A 17,575-nucleotide genomic window follows, 5' to 3' on the forward strand; every position below is an offset into this window, starting at 1 on the left:
GAGAGGACGGCCCCCAATGCGTTGTGCTGGAACGTAAAACTGACGTTACGACAACATCACGCCGGTGATCGGCACGAAGTGATGTGGCGAACGCGCTGAATCCTTCGCCTGCGCAGAAGGTTTCACGGCAGGGACTGTGATACAGGCCACGCCGCAGTCACGGGCAGTAGGTGTCGACCGCGGTGCTCACCACCGCATCAAGATCCTGCGGCGCGATCCCGTACCCCATCAGGCCGTTCTGCGTCTGCCACGGCGCGGCGCCCGCGGATTTGTACGCACACACCATGTGGCCTACCGTGACAAGCTTGTCGGCTGGGTACGAAGTGATACCGACCTCGGCTAGAGCCTTCAGGTAGGCGTCATCTTGTGAATCGGCGTGTGCGGGCGGCACGCCGCTCGCGAGAAGCAGTGCCGACAGCGCCACGGCCGCCGCGATGGCAGTCGGTTGCATCGTTAATCTCCGATACTGGCCGGTGGGCCAACGAGCAAACCCCGATCACGCCAGCGTACACCGCCTCCGGGTTACCCAGCGACCACCGGGCGGCCAATCACGGTCGGCTTGAAGCCGTATCGCGGAGCGGCAAAGCCGAAGCCACGTCCGTTCCCCGAACCCGCCATGGGCATCCCGGGCATCCCTGGCATACCGCCCGGCTCCACATCTGGGGCGGCGGCTGTCCAGCCGGCACCTGGGAACGGCGTCACGGTCGAGTTCGCCACCGGTGTGGTGGCGGCCCAGCTCTGCGGCACCGACAGGGCGCCAACCAATCTCGCCTGGCCGATTCCCGCCGACACCGGTGTCCCGCCCGTGATCGCGTTGACGATGCGGGTTGCTCCGATCGCCGACCCGACCCCCGGGCCGCTGGGCAGCAAACTGCCGCCGCTCGGAAGGAACCCGTCCAGCCCGCTGTTCTGAGTGGCGCCGATCATGGCCATGTCCGCCATCATCGATGTGACCACGGCCGGGTTGGTAGCGCCGGACGAGGTTATCGTGTTCCAGATATTGGCGTTTGGCCCCAGACCTCCGGTGTCCGGTGAGTCCAGGATGCCCGAAAGGATTCCGGAAAGTCCCGATCCCGACGACGTGGAAGACGTGGGTGAGGCGAGTTGCTGCAACGTCGTGGGCATGGCCGAAACGAGTTGCGAAAGCTGGCTTTGCGTGCTGGTTCCGGCGGCCTGGCCGGACGCTGCACCCTGGGCTAGCAGGCCGCCCGGGTTGGTGGTGTTTTGCGGTGCGCTGAACGGTGTGACCTTTGACGCGGCCGCGGAGTTGGCGGCGTAGCCGTACATCGCGGCCGCATCCTGGGCCCACATCTCGGTGTACTGGGCTTCGGTCGCCGCGATCGCCGGTGTGTTCTGTCCCAGCACGTTGGTCGCGACGAGTGCGGCCAGTTGGGCGCGGTTGGCAGCGATCACCGGCGGCGGCACCGTCATCGCGAACGCCGCCGCGTGGGCGGCGGCCGCTGCTTTGGCCTGCGCGGCGGTCTGCTCAGCCTGCTCGGCAGTCGTGCTCATCCACGCCGCGTAAGGTGCGGCGGCGGCGGCCATCGCTGCGGATGACGGTCCCATCCATCCTTCGCTGGTCAGCCCCGCGATCACGGACTCATATGACGCCGCCGTCGAACGCAGCTCGGCGGCCAGCCCGTCCCAAGCTGACGCCGCGGCCAGCATCGGCCCCGAACCGGGTCCGGCGTACATCCGAGCCGAGTTGACCTCTGGTGGCAATGCTCCGAAATCCATTGTGGCAACCTCCTTTAACCCGCAGCGACGACGTTGGCGGCCTCGGTGGCCGCATACGATCCGGCACTCGCGCCGAGGGTGGATACGAACATGTCGTGAACAGCCGCGGCCTGGGCGCTGACGGCCTGGTAGAGCTGGGCATGCGCGGCGAACTGGGTCGCCGTCAACGCCGAAACCTCATCGGCGGCAGCTGGAACCACCGTGGTGGTCGGAGCGGCTGCGGCCGCATTGTGGGCCGACATCGCGGCGCTAATCGCCCGTAGGTCGGCTGCCGCTGCGGTCAACAACTCGGGCTGAGTGGTCACAAAAGTCATCGGGCTCCTCCTTGCGGAACAGACCGAACCCGCGCCGGCACGGCGAACTCAGGGCATGCTGGAGCCACGCACGATCGGCAAAAGCCAAGGCGCGCTTATCAGCTCATCCGGAGCGAGCCGAATCAGATGGTGGAAACCGTGCCGGGGTTGGATTCGAGCGAAACGGTCGTCGATCTCGGATAGGGACTATCACTCGGACTCAAAGTCGCTCTCACCTCCTCACGGCCAGGGCACACGCGGGTGCCAACACGAGTGCACGCTGGGATGAGGCATCCGACGACGAGTCGGGCGCGGCACCCCTCTCGACAGAGCTTCGGCACCACACGGCGTATCCGGTTGTCCCGGAAGCCACTTGGGCTCAACCCTTAAGCCGGGAAGAGCTGTCCTGACCCTGGGCGTCTTTCGACGTTCGAGGTCAGTGGCCTATATCCGTGCAGACGCCTCACCTAGCGAGGTGCATGCAGTCGCCTATGCTGACACCGACGTCCACATTCGTCAACTCCGCTCGGCCGTAATGCTTTACGACGGCCGCACCCGTAAGGTTGCTACACACGGTCGGCCGCGCCGACTACCGCTCGGCTCGACTACCCGGCAATCCCTACTCTGACCACGGCGTTCGTGCGAGCTGCGGCCTCCCCGGGCGGGCGCCGGCAAAGCCTGAAAAGTGTTTGCGCGTTGGCTGGCAAATTCCTGTGGGTCCGCTCGGCGTTTTGTGGTCACCAGCATGATCGCAATAGTGCGTCGTAACTTCCTCGCATCCGTCGATCCGCGAGACCGTGATCACTCCGGTGTCATGGTTTCCTGTCCGTTAAGGAGTCGGATCGCGAACATGTCGGTGCCTGCTCGCTACTTCTGTTCGGGGTGACCAGGAGTCAATTCATGGTCAGGCGCTACCAAGCTGGACTGCCTTGACGGCCAACAGGATTGCTCCGACTACGAGATAGCCGCGCAAGGCGAGCATGCCCAGTCGAGTTCCGACCGACCAGGTGACCGGCTCAAGCAACGTCAGGGGCGGCATCCGCCACGTCAACCGGTCGGCTCTGGCCAGTGCGCGCGAAAGCTGCTCCGGCACCGGTGGTTTAGGCCATTGGCGACCGTACCACCGCAGCAGTCCGAAGCCGACTGCGGCGCAAATCACCAGACCGGCAGAGAGAGTGCCGGCGATCGACACGATGTCCAGTCCGGGAAAAACCGTGGTGGCCATCAAGATCCCGGACAACAACAACAGGATGCTGACGATCACGCCGGCCACCACGTTGAGCCACGGACGGTTCACCCACGGTCCCAGCACTTCGCGGTCATTGCACAGCAGCAGCAAGAACACCGTGGCGCTGGGCAGCAGCAATCCTGCCAAGGCCTGCACACCGGTGGTGATCAGCCCCAACGGGGCGCCAGGGATCAGTACGATTGCCGCGGCGACGACAACCATGCCCGTGTAGGAGAGATAGAACGGCTTGGCATCCGCGAAGCCGCGATGCAGCGAGTGCTTGAGCCCGAATACGTCGCCGAATGCATAACTGGTGGCCAGGGTCACCGCTGCGGCGCCGATAATGGAAGCGTCGAGCAAGACGATCGCGAACACCGACCCGAGCGTCGAGTTGTATCGGCCCAGCAGGTGTGCCAGGACTCCGGCGTCAACGAAGCCACCGCGGCTGTCGGTTGCGCGCGCGGCCCAGTCGCCGGTCATCATCAATGCGGCCGCTCCGATGGTGACAACGACGGCGCCCAGTGCCGTGTCCGCTCGTTCGTATCCGATGAAGCGCGGCGTGATGCGCTTGTCGACGACGTTGGACTGTTGGAAGAACAGTTGCCACGGGGCGACAGTGGTGCCGACGATCGCTATCACCAAGAGCACCGCGTCGGAGGTAACCCCTCCGCGCACGCCTGGTATCACAAGCGATTTCGCCGCATGCCCCCAATGCGGATGGGACATCAACAGCATCGGAATCTGTAGCAGCGTAAGCGCAATGAACACCAGCATCGCGCGTTCCCAGCGCCGGAAGCTGCCCGTGGTCATGATCGCGATCAACGCGATCGCGGCGAACGGGACGACCACATACCTGGGAATACCCATGTAGTCGGCTGCCAGCGTGATGCCGATGAATTCGGTGACGAGAGTCAGGAAGTTCAAGAGAAACAGGTCACCGACGGAGAACCAGCCCCAGCCCCGACCGAACCGCTCGTTGATCAACCGCGCATGTCCGACTCCGGTCACCGCTCCGAGTCGAACGACCATCTCCTGGTTGACAATCAGGACAGGGATCAACAGCACCAGCACCCACAGCAGGCTGTAACCGTAGTTCTGTCCGGCCTGCACGTAGGTCGCGACACCGCCGGCGTCGTTGTCGCCCACCATGACGATCAAACCGGGCCCGACGATCGCCAGCATGGTCGCCAGCCGGACCTTCAGGGTGCGGGGACGATCGGTGTCGCTGAGGCTGATTCGGCCCAGAGCGCCCTCGATGTCGCCGACGTGGGCGCTGTCCAGCACCGCGGTGCGCTGCGGCGCCGGTGGTGCCGTGTCGATGATGGTGGGGTCGACGGCGGTCACAGCCAGTCACCCCCATCGCCGCCGATCGACGTCGGGTCGTCATTCGCGGGAGTCTCGTTCGGATCCCGCACCGGGCGTGGCCCGGGTTCGCGTCGACGCCAGTCGTCGGGAATCGTGGCCTTCAACACGTCGTCGACCGTGACGACACCCAGCACCCGCTCCTCGTCGTCGACGACCGGGATGATATTCAGGTCATAGTCGGCCATCAGCACCGCGACGTCGGCCAGGTCAGCGTCGGGGCCGACCCGGATTGGGTCCGGATCCATAAGTTCCACAGCCATATTCGCGGGGTTCGCCTGCAGCAGTGTGATGACCGGCACCACGCCGACGAGTTGCCGCTGCTCGTTGAGGACGTGAATGTGCAAACGCGCCTCGGGCGCGACGGTCTGTGCGCTGCCGATGACCGCGAGTGCCTCCCCTGCGGTTGCCCCTTTTCCGCAGGAGACGGTGTCGACGTTCATCAATCCGCCAGCACTGTCGGGGTTGAACCCCAAAAGCGTGATCACCTTGGTGCGCTGCGGCGCAGGCATCAAGTCCAGAACACGGCGGCGGCGGGACTGACGTAGATCGATGATCGCGTCGGCCGCATCGTCGGCACGCATCCGGCTCAGCAAGGAAGCGACCTCGTCGTCGGGCATGTCGTCGAGCAGCCGGCTTGCTTTTTCGGGGTCGAGTTCCTCGAAAACGTCTGCTTCCAGTTCGGGGTCACTGCGCACTCGGTCGAGGATTTCCCCACCTTCCGCCCTGTCCGCTTCTTCGAGCAGGTCGGCAATCTGCGCGGGCTTGAGCGCCGCCACGCGCCCGGAAACCCGACGCACCGCTACCGACTGGCTGTGTCCGATCAGCGGCTCGAACGCCTTCCAGTCGCGGGCAGCATGGCCCCCGGGCGACTTCAGCAGGCCGAAAAGACGCGGCGGGCGCCGAGTGTCGAGCCGTGCCAGCACCCAACCATCGAGCGTCTCCTCGAGTTCGACATCGTAGGCACGCACCAGCTCGCCGGCCGCCACGTCGATCAACCGGTATCCGAGCACATCTGCCCGCAGCAGCACGTCTCCGTAGCGGCGTGCGAACCGTCGTAGGTCAACTTCGTTGTAGGCCAGAGTTACTCGGTCTGCGGCCAACCGCTGAATCGAGCCTTTACTGACCAACACGTGCCGGCCACCGACGCCGGCTACGATGCCGGTCACCAGTGGATAGGTGTCTGTCCCGCGTAACCGGACGACGATGTCGTCCACGCGGCCCACCGGTTCGCCCGAAGGTGTTACTACCGGAGCCCGCAACAACTGGGACAGGTGGATCACTGAGGTGCTGGCGCCGTAGTCGCAGGACCCGATAGCTGGCCTGGTCATGGCTGTCCCTTCTCGGCGCACAATGTGCGTCGGCGGTTGGTGGGGTTATCGCGCGGTCGCCGCAAAACAGCTGCGGCGCAGCAGGTTAGGTCCAGCTGGAGCCGACGGCGGAGTCGGTGCTGGCCATGTTGGAGCCGGCGGTTTGCACCTTCTGGCCGTGAGCGTTGGCCTGCTCGTAGATCACCTGAAAGTTGCGACCCAACTGGGTGATGAACTCCTGGCAGGCCGTCGACCCAGCGCCACCCCAAAGGTCCCCGGCAGCAAGCACATCGCGAATGATGGCCTGGTGCTCGGCCTCCAGGGAAGCGGCCTGGGCGCGGATCAAAGCGCCGTGGGCGTCGACGTCGCCGAACTGGTAGTTGATGCTCATGATCGGTTCTCCTAGCTGCTCAGAATCTGCTGGGACGCTTGCTCTTGGGCCTCGTAGTTGTTGGCGTCGCGAATCAGCCCGTCGCGCACACCGTGCAGCATGTTGACGATGTTGCGGAACGCGGTGTTCATCTGGCCCATGGTGTCGTAGGAGGTGGCCTGAGCCGTCCCGCTCCAGCCGGCACCGGCTATGTTCTGCGAGGACGCCCACATCTTGCGGGCCTCGTCCTCAACGGTCTGAGCGTGCACGTCGAAACGGCCCGCCATGTCCCGCATCGCATGCGGATCGGTCATAAAGCGCGTGGTCATATGAATCTTTCCCTTTCTCTCGAAATCGGTTGCCAACCAGGGCTATCCGACGGCCGACCAATTGGGCACCATCGGCGGACGGACCAGGAAGCGGTTATCCGCGATGACAGTGCCGCCCGCCCCGCGTCCCGCCATTCCCGCAGGCGCAACACCGGGCATACCGGCCGCGACAGCCGGTGGCGCGCTCAACGGGGTGTTACCCAGTGCCGAGCCGAGCGGGGTCACCGGCGGAGCCATCGCGGTCCAACTCGGCGGAACCGACAGTGCACCGATCGAAGGCGCCTGGCCCAAACCCGCAGACACTCCGCTGCCGAGACCGCCAAGACCACCCAAACCGCCCAGGGGACTCAAGACCGGTCCGCCCAGAGCGGCTCCGAGACCGCCAGTTGCGGCCTCTCCCAATGCTTCCCCGGCCGCGTTACCCGCGGCGGCACTGCCCATCAGACTCGTGAAGGCGCCCAACGTGTTGCTCGGCATGTAGAAACCGGACGAGAAGATGGTGTTCCAGATGTTCGCGTTGGGTCCCCACTGGTTCCAAAAGTTGTCCAGCGCAGTATTTCCCGAACCCTGTCCGGTGAGCAGACCGAGGATTCCGCCGAGTCCCGACGACGAGGACGACGTCGACGACGCGGGCGACGCCATCCCCTGCAGCGCGGTAGGCACCGTGGAGGTCAGCTGCGACAGCGTCGACTGGGTGCTCGTCCCCGTAGCCGTCCCGGACGCCTGCGTCACCGCGGCTGCCTGGCTGGCCAGTCCCAAGGGGTTGGTGGTCTGCGCCGGCGCGGCAAACGGGGTCACCTTGCTCGCCGCCGCCGATGCGCCGGCATAGCCATACATTGCCGCGGCATCTTGGGCCCACATCTCGCCGTAGTGCGCCTCGGTGGCCGCGATTGCAGGCGTGTTCTGCCCCAAGATGTTGGTCGCGACCAGCGCGGCCAACTGCGCGCGGTTGGCCGCGATCACAGGCGGCGGCACCGTCATCGCAAACGCGGTGCCATACACCGCAGCAGCGGCCTTGGCCTGGTTCGCGGTCTGCTCAGCCTGCGCAGCAGTCGTGTTCATCCACGCGACATAAGGTGCCGCCGCAGCCGCCATCGACGTCGACGCCGCACCACGCCACCCCTCGGTGGTCAGTCCCGAAACCACCGACGCGTACGAGGCTGCCTGCGTACGCAATTCAGCCGCCAGTCCGTCCCACGCCGAAGCGGCGGCCAGCATCGACGAGGCCCCCGGGCCCGCATACATTTTGGCCGAGTTGATTTCCGGCGGTAATGCGCCGAAGTCAAACACCGCAGTCATCGCAATACTCCTTACCCAGCAGCAATGGTGTTAGCCGCCTCGGTCGCCGCATACGACCCGGCGCTAGCACCCAACATGCGCACGAACATTTCGTGAACGGCGGTGGCCTGGGCGCTGACCGCCTGGTACATCGCGGCGTGTGCGCCGAATTGCGTTGCTGTCAGCGCAGATACCTCGTCAGCAGCTGCGGGCACCACGCCAGTAGTCGGAAGCGCCGCAGCCGCGTTCTGGGCAGCCAGAGCTGACCCGATACCGCCCAAGTGGTCGGCTGCCGCTGCCAGGAGTTCGGGCTGGGTGGTCACAAAGCTCATCGGAGTTCTCCTTACGGAAGGCAGACTGGATCTGCGTATGCGCTCGTGCCGGAGCACGACAAGACCACGCGCACTCAATGAACGAGGACGCGCGTACGTTAGCCGAAGCGGCGCAAGCCGATTCAGATGAAGGGAACGATGCCAGGGTCGGATTCGAGCGAAACGGTCATCGATCTCGGATAGGGACTGTCACTGGGACTCACGTCGCTCTCACCTCCTCACGGCCGGGGCACACGGGGGTGCCAACAGGTTGCACAAAGGGGTGAAGCGGCCCGGCAATCAACCGGGACACGGCACCCCTCTCGTCAGAGCTTTGGCACTGCACGGCGTATCCGGTTGTCCCGGAAGCCACTTGGGCTCAACCCTTAAGCCGGGAGGAGCTGTCCTGACCCTGGGCGTCTTTCGACGTTCGGGGTCAGTGGCCTTTGTCCGTAGCAGACGCCTCACCTAGCGAGGTGCTTGCAGTGGCCATCTTGGCACCAAGATCCATCCGCGTCAACTCCGAATGGCTTTCATGTTCGAAGTTGACCGCGAAATTAGAGGACGCCGAAATACCCTGTGGGCGACCAGCACTGGGAATTGGCGCAGTGCCGGTCGCGGAAGCCGGGTTGTCTGGGCGTTGTGTCACAAACAGCTGGTTAGTTCCTGTGAACTACCCGTGCGTCGCCTGTTGTTCACCGCAAAGACGTCGGCGGCAAGCGACTACTGCGCCCGGTCATCCAATGCAGGATTGAACAAGCGCGAGTGGCACGCCACCGAAAAGCAAACGGCTGCTGGCTATTCCACGGTTTCGGGTCTCCTATCCGGCGGCTGGCGGGTGTGCCATCACGGTGGGCCGGAACCCATATCGCGGCGCGGCGAAACCGAAACCGCGCCCGGCCGAACCCACCATCGGCATCCCCGGCATACCCGGCATGCCCGACATCTCCTCTACCGCGGCCTGGGGGGCGGCGGTCCAGCTGGAGGCCAACGACGCCGTTGCCGGCGTCGTCGCTGGCGCGGCCGACGCCCAGCTTTGCGGCACCGACAAGGCGCCGACCAAGGTGCCCCGGCCGATGCCGGCGGTCACTGTTCCCGCCCCGCCCAAGCCGGCCGGTGTGATGGCAGCTACTTTCCCGCCCGGCATTGCTGGTATGACGCTGGGCGCGATCTCGTCCGAGCCATCGATGCCCAGTCCGCCCAGGCTTGCGGCGTGCATGACGGCCATATCCGCCCCGACCTGGGTGATGCCGGCGAAGGAATATGGAGTCATCACGCCACTGACGAGGTTCGTCGCTGCATTCGTGATGTCGCCGGGCTGCAAGCCAAACGGCAAGGACGGCGCTGCGGGCGCAGCCGCAGGTGCTGCCAGTGCCTGCAACGTCGTCGGCGTGGTGGTGACCATCTGTGACAGCGCGCTCTGCACACCAGTGCCGGCCGACGAGCCGGTGGACTGGGCGACCGCCGCGCTCTGTGCGACGAGCCCGCTGGGATTGGTGTTCTGCTGCGGGGCGGTGAACGGTGTCACCTTGGTCGCAGCCGCCGAAGCGCCGGCATAGCCGTACATTGCCGCGGCGTCCTGGGCCCACATCTCGGCGTAGTGGGCCTCGGTGGCCGCGATCGCCGGGGTGTTCTGCCCCAAGATGTTGGTCGCGACCAGCGACGCCAACAGGCTGCGGTTGGCCGCGATCACCGGCGGCGGCACGGTCATCGCAAAAGCCGCTTCGTAGGCGGCCGCCGCGGCTCTGGCCTGGTTGGCCGTCTGCTCGGCCTGCGCGGCGGTCGTGCTCATCCACGCCGCGTAGGGCGCTGCTGCCGCCGCCATCGACGCCGAACCCGGCCCCAGCCACGAGCCGCCGACCAGCCCGGAGATCACCGAAGAATAGGCAGACGCCGCAGAACTCAGTTCGGCGGCCAGCCCGTCCCAGGCCGATGCAGCGGCCAGCAGCGGTCCCGCGCCGGCGCCGGCATACATGCGAGCGGAGTTGAACTCTGGTGGAAATGCTCCGTAATCCATTGCGCCACCCCCCTTTTCAGCTCGCAGCGACGGCATTCGCCGCCTCGGTCGCCGCGTACGACCCAGCGCTGACGCTCAGGGTGGACACGAACATCTGATGAGTGACCGACGCTTGCGCACTGACCGCCTGGTACAGCTGTGCATGCGCGGCGAACTGCGCCGCGGTCAACGCCGACACCTCGTCGGCCGCCGCGGGGAGCACCGTGGTGGTCGGGACGGCCGCTGCCTGGTTCTGCGCGGTCAAACCCGCACCAATCCCCTGCAGGTTGCCGGCCGCCGCCGACAGCATTTCCGGCTGTGTTGTCACGAACGACATGGACTTTCTCCTTACGGATCAGTCCGACCCGGAAACGGGCCTCGGCCGCTGTGCTGCTTGCGGGTGCGTCATTGCCCATAGGTCCCGAAAGCGGAGATATGTGTTGGCGCAAGCCGATTCAGTCTGCGGGAAAGCTGCCGTGACCGGATCGGAACGAAACGGTCATCAATTGCTAGAACTACCAACAGATTTGGATCTTGCGCTCACCCCCTCCCGCCGTGTGCCTGCACCCAGAGAGGTGAGCCATCCGAGGACGGCTGAACGGCACCTCTCTCGTCAGAGCTTTGGCACTACACGGCGTATCCGGTTGTCCCGGAAGCCACTTGGGCTCAACCCTTAAGCCGGGAGGAGCTGTCCTGACCCTGGGCGTCTTTCGACGTTCGGGGTCAGTGGCCTATATCCGCGCAGACGCCTCACCTAGCGAGGTGCATGCAGCGTCATGCTCGCACCGCCGGTGATAGTGGTCAACCCGTTTGAATCCGGCACTGGGGACAGCTCGGCGCCGCTGTGAGGTCAGATTGCTGCAAGCGGCTATGCCGCGGTGCTGAAGTCCGACGCGACCGCGCACAGAAGTGGCTCTGACCAGGCACTATTGTCAGAATTGAGGCTACTCGGCGCCACGGCCGGCGCGAGATAAGGACCACCTGCGAATTGCGTCAGAGTTTGCTGATGACTTGCTGTGAGCAGCGCTTTAGCGGGCATGACCGTCAATCTGCCTGTCACATCGGCTATTTCGCGCGCGCGAGGTTGCAGCGGTTAGTCGGATTTCTTTTCCGCCACGGCCGCACTGAGTCCCTCGGCGAGGTCTTCGCGGGTCAATTCCTTGAACCGGCGCAGCTGGTCCTCGGTGAATTCGTCGAGGTCGCTGGACAACACCGCGTCGAGGTCCTCGTCGTCGAGGCGGAAGCTGCGATGATCGCGAGCCTTCTCCACCACGTTGCGCACGAACCCCGCGTTGCCCAGCGTGTCGATCCCCCGGATCAGGTCCCCGTCCTCGGACAGCGTCTCGTCGGCGTAGAACTTCTCGTACGACGGCCGCAGCACCTCGACGGCCTCGTCGGTGATCACATCCTCGTTCTCCCGGCCCATCAACTGGGTCAGCGCGATCAGCTCGTCGGGCGTGTAGCTGTAGAACTCGATCACCGTCGAAAACCGGCGCCGCAGACCTGGATTGACCTCCAGCATCCGCTCCATCGCTTTCGCGTAGCCCGCGCCGAACACCACCAGCTCGTCGCGGTGGTTCTCCATGTACAGCAGCACGGTGTTGATGATTGCGTTGCCGTAGGGGTCGCCCTGGTGGTAGCCCCGCTCGTGCAGGGTATGCATCTCGTCGAAGAACACCGCACCGCCCAGTGCCTCCTCGAGCATCTCCTCGGTGTTCTTCTCCGCGTCGGCCATGTAGCGGCCCAGCAGTTTCGTGCGGCTGGTCTCCACCACTGCCGGCTTGCGCAAGACCCCCAGGCCGCACAGCTGCTTGGTGAAGGCGCGCGCGACCGAGGTCTTTCCGGTTCCGGGCGGGCCCAGCAGCAGGGTGTGCCGCGACGTCACCGGGACGGGCAACCCCATCTTGGCGCGGGCCATGTTGACCTTCGTCGTCGACTTGATCAGCTTGATTTCCCGCTTGGCCTTCTCCATGCCCAGCATCGCGCCCAGCTCGGCGTCCCCTTCGGCCAGATACTTCTTGGCCATCTCGGCGTGCCGGGCGGCCTCGGCCTCTTCCCGGGTTGGTGCGCTGTCGGGATCCCACGGGTCGGTGCGCGCCTCGATGGTTTCCGGATCGGTCAGCACCAAGCGGTAATTGGGATTGTCCAGCGCCTCCCGGGCGGGCGCGAATTTCGAGTCCCGCGAATACACCCGGCGCAGCAGCTCGACGGCCTCGTCTTCACGGCCCAGATGCCGCAGGCACATGCCCTGGGTGTACATCGCGACGTTGGCCGCGCCCGGCACCCGCTCGCCTTCGATGGCCTCTTCGGCGCGGCGGGTGGCTTCTTCGAACACGCCCAGCGACGCCAGCGCCGTCGTTGCCATTGCCGCGCCGGCGGCCTTCAGCTCGGGCTGACGCCAGGGTTTCGCGGGCGGGAACTGGGCCAGCACATCGGGCCACCGGCCGGTGCGGAAGTACAGCACACCCCGCACGTAGGTGAGCAGCTCCGCGTCGGACGGCAGTCGCGGCTCAACCGATTCGAGAATCTTGGCGGCTTCGTCGTATCGCTTCGCCTCGGCCAGGGCGGCCGCATACGCCGCGGCCAGTGATTCCACGCTGGTGACCGCCAACCGCAGGAACAGTCCGTCGGAGACCTCGGGCCGAAACTCCAACTCCGACAAGCCCAGCCGACGGATCTCCCAACCGAACGTCTTGACGGATTCCCACGCGTTGGTGAGCACTTCGATGCTCGAATCGCCGGCCAGCACGCGCGCCAGCCACGCGTCGCACATGTCCGGATCCAGCCGGGTGGCTGTGGTGAACATCTGCAGGGCTACCTGCGGATTGTGGCTGGGCTGTAAGCCGTTGACGGAAATGCCGGAGGCCAGCAGGCCCGCAACCATCGCGTTACGGGCATCCGTCGCGGCGGTCGGGGGCCTGGTCATCGAGGCGCCCCCACGGCATTCGCCGAGTACTCGGGCGGGACGGCCGCGGCCGCGTCAATAGGTACAGCCAGCGCTTCGTCGTCGGCCAGTGCCCTGCTCGGCAGCGCCAGCGCGGGACCGGGCAACGGCGCCGGCAAGCTGGCGCGCACGGCAGCCAACTGGCGTCCGGTGAGTCGATTCAGCCCGCCCCACAACCTTTTTCGCAGACGCTTGTCGCTGTGGTACCGGACCACCGCCGAGACGTCGATGCCGTGGCGGCGCGGAAGGAGCCTGACCGTGACCACGGTGGCGTCGGTGTCGGCCAGCCACAGCTCCTCCAGCGTCTCCCCGTTGATGTCGGACGGCGACACCCAGAAGCTCGTCACATACCCGTCGAGATGCTTGAGATAGCGCCAGTAAGGCCGGATTTGGCTCGGGTCGAGGCCCGCCAGCACGGCGTCGTCGACGTCGGCGATCTCGGCGGCGCTGAGCGTACGGGCCACGCAGCGGCGGCCGTTGAGCTCCTGGGCGAGCCGCTCGGTGGCGGCGGCCAGCGTCGAGGCCACCGAATCACGGGCCGCCACCGCGGCAACGTTGTGCTGCGGATCCATCCGCACCACCAACCAGGTTCGGCGCTCATCGAGCGGACGTCCTCGGCCGTCATCGGCAGCTCCGAAATCGTCCTGCACGGCCGATTCGACACCGGTGGGCCCGCTGCGAGTCCCCACCGAGACGATGTCGACACCGTCAAGGCGAACGTCGAACTGGCGCAACGCCGTTGCCACCGCTTCCACCGGAAGCACGCCCGACGACCCGTTCTGCTGACGATGCCGGCCCGAGGGCAGTTCCGCGGGACCTTCGACGGAGATGACCGTGACCAGTCGACCGCCGTACTCGCGGATCCCCACCACCTCGCGACCGAACCGGCGCTGGTGGTCGGTCGCGGGTGTGCACCCGGCTACCAGCGCCTCGGGGTCGGCGTACCAATTGCGCACTCGCGCAACCGGAGCCGAGGCCAGCGGGATGCCCCGGAAAGTCACCAGAGCGACTATCGCCACCACCGCGGCCACTCCGACACCCGACCACCAGGCGATGTGGTTGGCCTGCCAGGCGTCTGGGCAATGACTGGCGATTGCCAGCACCGCGACGTCGATGAGAAACACCGTGGTGATTCGCGGCCACGACAGGGCCAGCCCGAATTTGCGTTGCGCTTTCATCGGTCTCGCTCCGTTCGCCGCATCAGCACCGCCCCGCCGAATACCGCACCAGCTATCAATAGCGCGGCGGCCAGCCCCCCGGCTCCAACCCACACCGGCGTCATATTGCGCGGTGGTGGCGGCGGGGGCATTTTCAGCGGCGACGACAATTCTTTGGCCACCACCGGACCGTCGGGCACATCCCAGGTAAGCGCCGCTACCGGGTCGATAACGCCGTAGCCGACCTGGTTATCCACTCCCCGCGCCGGGGCGCGGGCGGTGTGAATCAGCCGATTGATGATCTGGTGTGACGACAACTGGGGATATTTCGCGCGGACCAGCGCCGCAACGCCGGAGACAATCGCGGTGGCAAAGCTGGTGCCGCTCGGTACCAGCAGCGTGTTGTCCGGACCGTCGATCGCGTTGATCAGGCTGTCATCGCGCGGTGACAGCCCGACGACGTCGGTGCCGGGCGCCGCGATCGACACCCATGGCCCGGCCACACTTGATTTGTCCATCGGCGCGCCCGCGGCGTCAACCGCGCCGACGGAGAGCACATAGTCGCTGAACCACGAGGGGGTCACTACCGTGTTCACACCGTTCCAATCGCGAGGATCGTTGGGCAGCAACGGATCAAAGATCGGATTCTGCTTGCAGTCTTTTTGGCTGGTGTCCCCGGCGGCGGCGACGATGACCGCGTTCTTGTCGACCGCTGCGTAACGGACCGCGGCCCCCAGGTCGGTCTGATCGAGGACGCTGCGCGCACTCATGCACAACACCTGGGAGATGTTGATCACCGAGGCACCCATGTTTGCCGCGTGCACGATCGCCCGGGCCATGGTCCGGATGCTGTCCATCTTCTGCCGGGTTTGCGGATCCTCGTCGCCGGTGAACGCATCCTTGAGCGTGAAAGCCTGGCTGGACTGGCGAATCGAGATCACCTCGACGTCGGGTGCCACGCCGCTGAACGCGTCGGCCGGCGGCGCCGGGGCGACCGGCCGGTCTACGGAGATAGCTTGGCCGCCGCCGGAATAGTTGGGCGTCACCACTTTTCCGTGACCGTGGTTGCTCGCCGGAGCCTTGGGCGGTGCCGGCATCCACGGCAAGCCCGGTTGCGCCGGGGCCTCCTCCGTCGGCGACGGCGCCGGGACCATCGTGATGGTCTGGGGCGGCGGGGGTGGCACCGACATCGTGATCGTCTGCGGTGGCGGCGGTGGCGGCGGCGGCTCGTTGGTGGGGACGGGAGGGGGTTTACGGGCCGGCGGGGGCGCGGTTTCCGCGCTCGTGGCCGGCGCCGCAGCGATCATCGACGCCACGATCGTGCCGTGGGCGTCGCAGTCCGAGAGCCCGTCGCCGCCGCCCATCACATAGTCACCGCCGGCGGTCAGGTGCGGCAGCCGCGGGTGGGGGGTCACCCCGGTGTCGATGACGGCGACCTTGACTCCGTCGCCGCGGCCGAACCGCCATGCCTCCTGCAAGTTCAGCATGTCCATGTATTTCGGCTGCACCCGAAAATCGGTGCCCGGCAACGCTCCAACCTCGGTGCAGTAGGCGCTTTGCCGCATCGGCTGCGCCGGTCCGGGCGGACTGTCCGGCGGCACTGCGGCCGGGTCGATCACGGGTGGGTTGATCGCGTAGGCCGACGGCGCTCCAGCCAGTGCCGCGGACGCGACGACGAGTGTGGTGGCAGCCAGGCTGGCCGCGCGGGCCCCGCGCCTGCTACCGGTACCGGATCGCTGCATAGACATTCATCAGCCACAGTGCCAGCGGGAAAATCGGCATCAGGCACAGGTATTCGATCCATTCCACGATCTTGCGGAACAGCGGGCTGTAGATGGTGTTGGGCACCACCGCCGCAGCGGTCAGCCCGGCCGCCGGAAGCAGCACGAGGATCCCTACGCCCACCGACACCACGAGCGGTGACGACAGCACCAGCACATAGCGGACCACCACGGCCGCGACGATGATGACCGCGGTCAGGGCCAGCGTGATCGCCTGCCAGCGGTCGACATACGAGCGACCGCGCAGCAGCAGGAACCCGGCAGTGGAAGCGGCCAGCAGCACAGGCAACCACCGCTGCCCTGTGTGCGGGTCGCACAAGCCGGCCAGGCAGACCACCGTCAGCACGCCGAGCCCAACCAGCAAACCGCTCAAAAACGAGCGGGCACGCTCGGCCCGCAGCAGCACATCGCGCACCGACGCGGGGCCCTCCAGAACCGGGCGCCCGCCGCCAGAGACCGTCACGGTGGTCGGCAGGTCAGGCCGGGCTTCGAACACCCAGCGACTGGTGGCCGACGGGAACACCGGCAACCGGATGCCGGACAGCCAGCGCGACATCGACGGCGCTGTGTGGTAGCCGATCACGCAGGCCAGCAGCACGCAGGTCATCAGTGTCACCGGGCCGGTCCCCAGCAGCATCCGCGCCGCGCCCGCGAGCATCGCGGCGGCGCAGATCGTGACGATCGCGGTGTAGATTCCCAGCCGCCGGCCGGTCAGTCGCATAGCCAGCATCGACCCGACGCCGGCGACGGCGAAACCCAGCGCCGCATGCGGAGCGCCCACCGGTCCCGGCGGTGTCGCGGCCGCGGCGACCGAAAGCATCGCCAGGCCGCTGATCAGCACGGCGTCGCCGACGCGCCGGCCGGCCACCGACGTCGACCGCATCAGCACCAGCGTGGCCACGGTCAGCACGAGCACCGCGACCACGGCCGCATAGCTCGCGGTCAGCCACGAGTCATCCCGCCAGCGCCACCAGCCCAGCAACCCCGCGGCCAGCGTCACGCCCACGGCGACCATCGCGGCACCGACCTGGACCGCGACGACCGGGTCGATGGCGGCGAACCGCTTGGACAGGTTGACCGACACCGCCGTCGAGATGTGCTCGATGACCTGGGAGCGGTGCTCGGTGTCCTCGATGAACCGCAGCCACAACCGGTCGCCGTCGTAGATGTCCTGCTCGGTCAGCGACTGATTGGCCCGCAGCGGGGTGCCGTCGATCAGGCACAACGCCCACCGGCCGCGTCCGGTCGCTTCCAGCGGTGCGACGTCGAGCTCCCGAAGCCGGCTGTTGACGACCTTCAGCAGCGGGTCGACCATCACCGACACCGGGGCGTTGGCGTCCAGCAACACACCGATCTGCACGTCGGCGGCCATGACCGCGACCACTGCCGCTTGTGGGGTGGAAACCGCCTCCGCGCCGGGCTGGGGCGCCTCGGCCACCACCGCGGTCACCGCGACACCTCTTTGCCGACGAATTGTGA

Annotated in this window: 15 protein-coding genes and 3 riboswitches; all 15 genes read right to left on the bottom strand. The window is 66.4% G+C overall.

Annotated features, from left to right (window positions below):
* Nucleotides 1-157: 157 nt before the first annotated feature.
* Nucleotides 158-451 (bottom strand): DUF732 domain-containing protein, encoded by a 294-nt coding sequence (locus tag G6N47_RS19860; RefSeq protein WP_083132143.1) that lies wholly within the window; start codon nt 449-451, stop codon nt 158-160.
* A gap of 71 nt (nt 452-522) precedes the next feature.
* Nucleotides 523-1,737, bottom strand: coding sequence for a PPE family protein (locus G6N47_RS19865; RefSeq protein WP_083132144.1), 1,215 nt, complete (start codon nt 1,735-1,737; stop codon nt 523-525).
* A 14-nt stretch (nt 1,738-1,751) separates the two neighbouring features.
* Nucleotides 1,752-2,051, bottom strand: coding sequence for a PE family protein (locus G6N47_RS19870; RefSeq protein WP_083132145.1), 300 nt, complete (start codon nt 2,049-2,051; stop codon nt 1,752-1,754).
* Nucleotides 2,052-2,341: 290 nt separating this feature from the next.
* A riboswitch (M-box (ykoK) riboswitch) is annotated at nt 2,342-2,512 on the bottom strand.
* Between the two features lie 422 nt (nt 2,513-2,934).
* Nucleotides 2,935-4,602, bottom strand: a complete 1,668-nt coding sequence (locus G6N47_RS19875) for an NRAMP family divalent metal transporter (RefSeq protein WP_083132146.1) — start codon at nt 4,600-4,602, stop codon at nt 2,935-2,937.
* Nucleotides 4,599-5,951 carry a magnesium transporter MgtE N-terminal domain-containing protein gene (locus tag G6N47_RS19880; RefSeq protein WP_083132147.1) on the bottom strand — a complete coding sequence of 451 codons (1,353 nt, stop codon included), beginning with the start codon at nt 5,949-5,951 and terminating at the stop codon, nt 4,599-4,601. Before G6N47_RS19880 ends, G6N47_RS19875 begins: the two co-directional genes overlap by 4 nt.
* A gap of 85 nt (nt 5,952-6,036) precedes the next feature.
* Entirely contained in the window at nt 6,037-6,321 is a 285-nt protein-coding gene (locus G6N47_RS19885; RefSeq protein WP_083132148.1) for a WXG100 family type VII secretion target, read from the bottom strand.
* 11 nt (nt 6,322-6,332) lie between these two features.
* Nucleotides 6,333-6,629 (bottom strand): WXG100 family type VII secretion target, encoded by a 297-nt coding sequence (locus tag G6N47_RS19890; RefSeq protein ID WP_062538366.1) that lies wholly within the window; start codon nt 6,627-6,629, stop codon nt 6,333-6,335.
* A 42-nt stretch (nt 6,630-6,671) separates the two neighbouring features.
* Nucleotides 6,672-7,928 carry a PPE family protein gene (locus G6N47_RS19895; protein ID WP_083132149.1) on the bottom strand — a complete coding sequence of 419 codons (1,257 nt, stop codon included), beginning with the start codon at nt 7,926-7,928 and terminating at the stop codon, nt 6,672-6,674.
* A gap of 11 nt (nt 7,929-7,939) precedes the next feature.
* Nucleotides 7,940-8,239 carry a PE family protein gene (locus G6N47_RS19900; protein ID WP_083132150.1) on the bottom strand — a complete coding sequence of 100 codons (300 nt, stop codon included), beginning with the start codon at nt 8,237-8,239 and terminating at the stop codon, nt 7,940-7,942.
* A gap of 290 nt (nt 8,240-8,529) precedes the next feature.
* Nucleotides 8,530-8,701: riboswitch (M-box (ykoK) riboswitch) on the bottom strand.
* 337 nt (nt 8,702-9,038) lie between these two features.
* On the bottom strand, nt 9,039-10,235 hold the full coding sequence (locus G6N47_RS19905) for a PPE family protein (protein WP_083132151.1): 1,197 nt from the start codon (nt 10,233-10,235) through the stop codon (nt 9,039-9,041).
* Nucleotides 10,236-10,251: 16 nt separating this feature from the next.
* Nucleotides 10,252-10,551, bottom strand: coding sequence for a PE family protein (locus G6N47_RS19910; protein ID WP_083132152.1), 300 nt, complete (start codon nt 10,549-10,551; stop codon nt 10,252-10,254).
* 261 nt (nt 10,552-10,812) lie between these two features.
* Nucleotides 10,813-10,983: riboswitch (M-box (ykoK) riboswitch) on the bottom strand.
* A gap of 324 nt (nt 10,984-11,307) precedes the next feature.
* Nucleotides 11,308-13,140, bottom strand: coding sequence for a type VII secretion AAA-ATPase EccA (eccA, locus tag G6N47_RS19915; protein ID WP_083132153.1), 1,833 nt, complete (start codon nt 13,138-13,140; stop codon nt 11,308-11,310).
* The gene (gene eccE, locus G6N47_RS19920) at nt 13,137-14,336 is read right to left on the bottom strand and encodes a type VII secretion protein EccE (protein ID WP_083132154.1); all 1,200 of its coding nucleotides are present in this window, start codon (nt 14,334-14,336) and stop codon (nt 13,137-13,139) included. Before eccE ends, eccA begins: the two co-directional genes overlap by 4 nt.
* Nucleotides 14,333-16,057: a type VII secretion-associated serine protease mycosin gene (gene mycP / locus G6N47_RS19925; RefSeq protein WP_163659704.1), complete on the bottom strand. Its 1,725-nt coding sequence runs from the start codon at nt 16,055-16,057 to the stop codon at nt 14,333-14,335. Before mycP ends, eccE begins: the two co-directional genes overlap by 4 nt.
* The gene (eccD, locus tag G6N47_RS19930; protein ID WP_083134196.1) at nt 16,035-17,546 is read right to left on the bottom strand and encodes a type VII secretion integral membrane protein EccD; all 1,512 of its coding nucleotides are present in this window, start codon (nt 17,544-17,546) and stop codon (nt 16,035-16,037) included. Before eccD ends, mycP begins: the two co-directional genes overlap by 23 nt.
* Nucleotides 17,547-17,575: the final 29 nt, after the last annotated feature.

It is taken from the genome of Mycobacterium branderi, assembly GCF_010728725.1.
Lineage (GTDB): Bacteria > Actinomycetota > Actinomycetes > Mycobacteriales > Mycobacteriaceae > Mycobacterium > Mycobacterium branderi.

Bases quoted from the DNA above. Each gene is read 5' to 3' on its own strand.
- G6N47_RS19860 (WP_083132143.1), bottom strand. From the start codon at position 451: ATGCAACCGACTGCCATCGCGGCGGCCGTGGCGCTGTCGGCACTGCTT.
- G6N47_RS19865 (WP_083132144.1), bottom strand. From the start codon at position 1,737: ATGGATTTCGGAGCATTGCCACCAGAGGTCAACTCGGCTCGGATGTAC.
- G6N47_RS19870 (WP_083132145.1), bottom strand. From the start codon at position 2,051: ATGACTTTTGTGACCACTCAGCCCGAGTTGTTGACCGCAGCGGCAGCC.
- G6N47_RS19880 (WP_083132147.1), bottom strand. From the start codon at position 5,951: ATGACCAGGCCAGCTATCGGGTCCTGCGACTACGGCGCCAGCACCTCA.
- G6N47_RS19885 (WP_083132148.1), bottom strand. From the start codon at position 6,321: ATGAGCATCAACTACCAGTTCGGCGACGTCGACGCCCACGGCGCTTTG.
- G6N47_RS19890 (WP_062538366.1), bottom strand. From the start codon at position 6,629: ATGACCACGCGCTTTATGACCGATCCGCATGCGATGCGGGACATGGCG.
- G6N47_RS19895 (WP_083132149.1), bottom strand. From the start codon at position 7,928: ATGACTGCGGTGTTTGACTTCGGCGCATTACCGCCGGAAATCAACTCG.
- G6N47_RS19900 (WP_083132150.1), bottom strand. From the start codon at position 8,239: ATGAGCTTTGTGACCACCCAGCCCGAACTCCTGGCAGCGGCAGCCGAC.
- G6N47_RS19905 (WP_083132151.1), bottom strand. From the start codon at position 10,235: ATGGATTACGGAGCATTTCCACCAGAGTTCAACTCCGCTCGCATGTAT.
- G6N47_RS19910 (WP_083132152.1), bottom strand. From the start codon at position 10,551: ATGTCGTTCGTGACAACACAGCCGGAAATGCTGTCGGCGGCGGCCGGC.
- eccA (WP_083132153.1), bottom strand. From the start codon at position 13,140: ATGACCAGGCCCCCGACCGCCGCGACGGATGCCCGTAACGCGATGGTT.
- eccE (WP_083132154.1), bottom strand. From the start codon at position 14,336: ATGAAAGCGCAACGCAAATTCGGGCTGGCCCTGTCGTGGCCGCGAATC.
- mycP (WP_163659704.1), bottom strand. From the start codon at position 16,057: ATGCAGCGATCCGGTACCGGTAGCAGGCGCGGGGCCCGCGCGGCCAGC.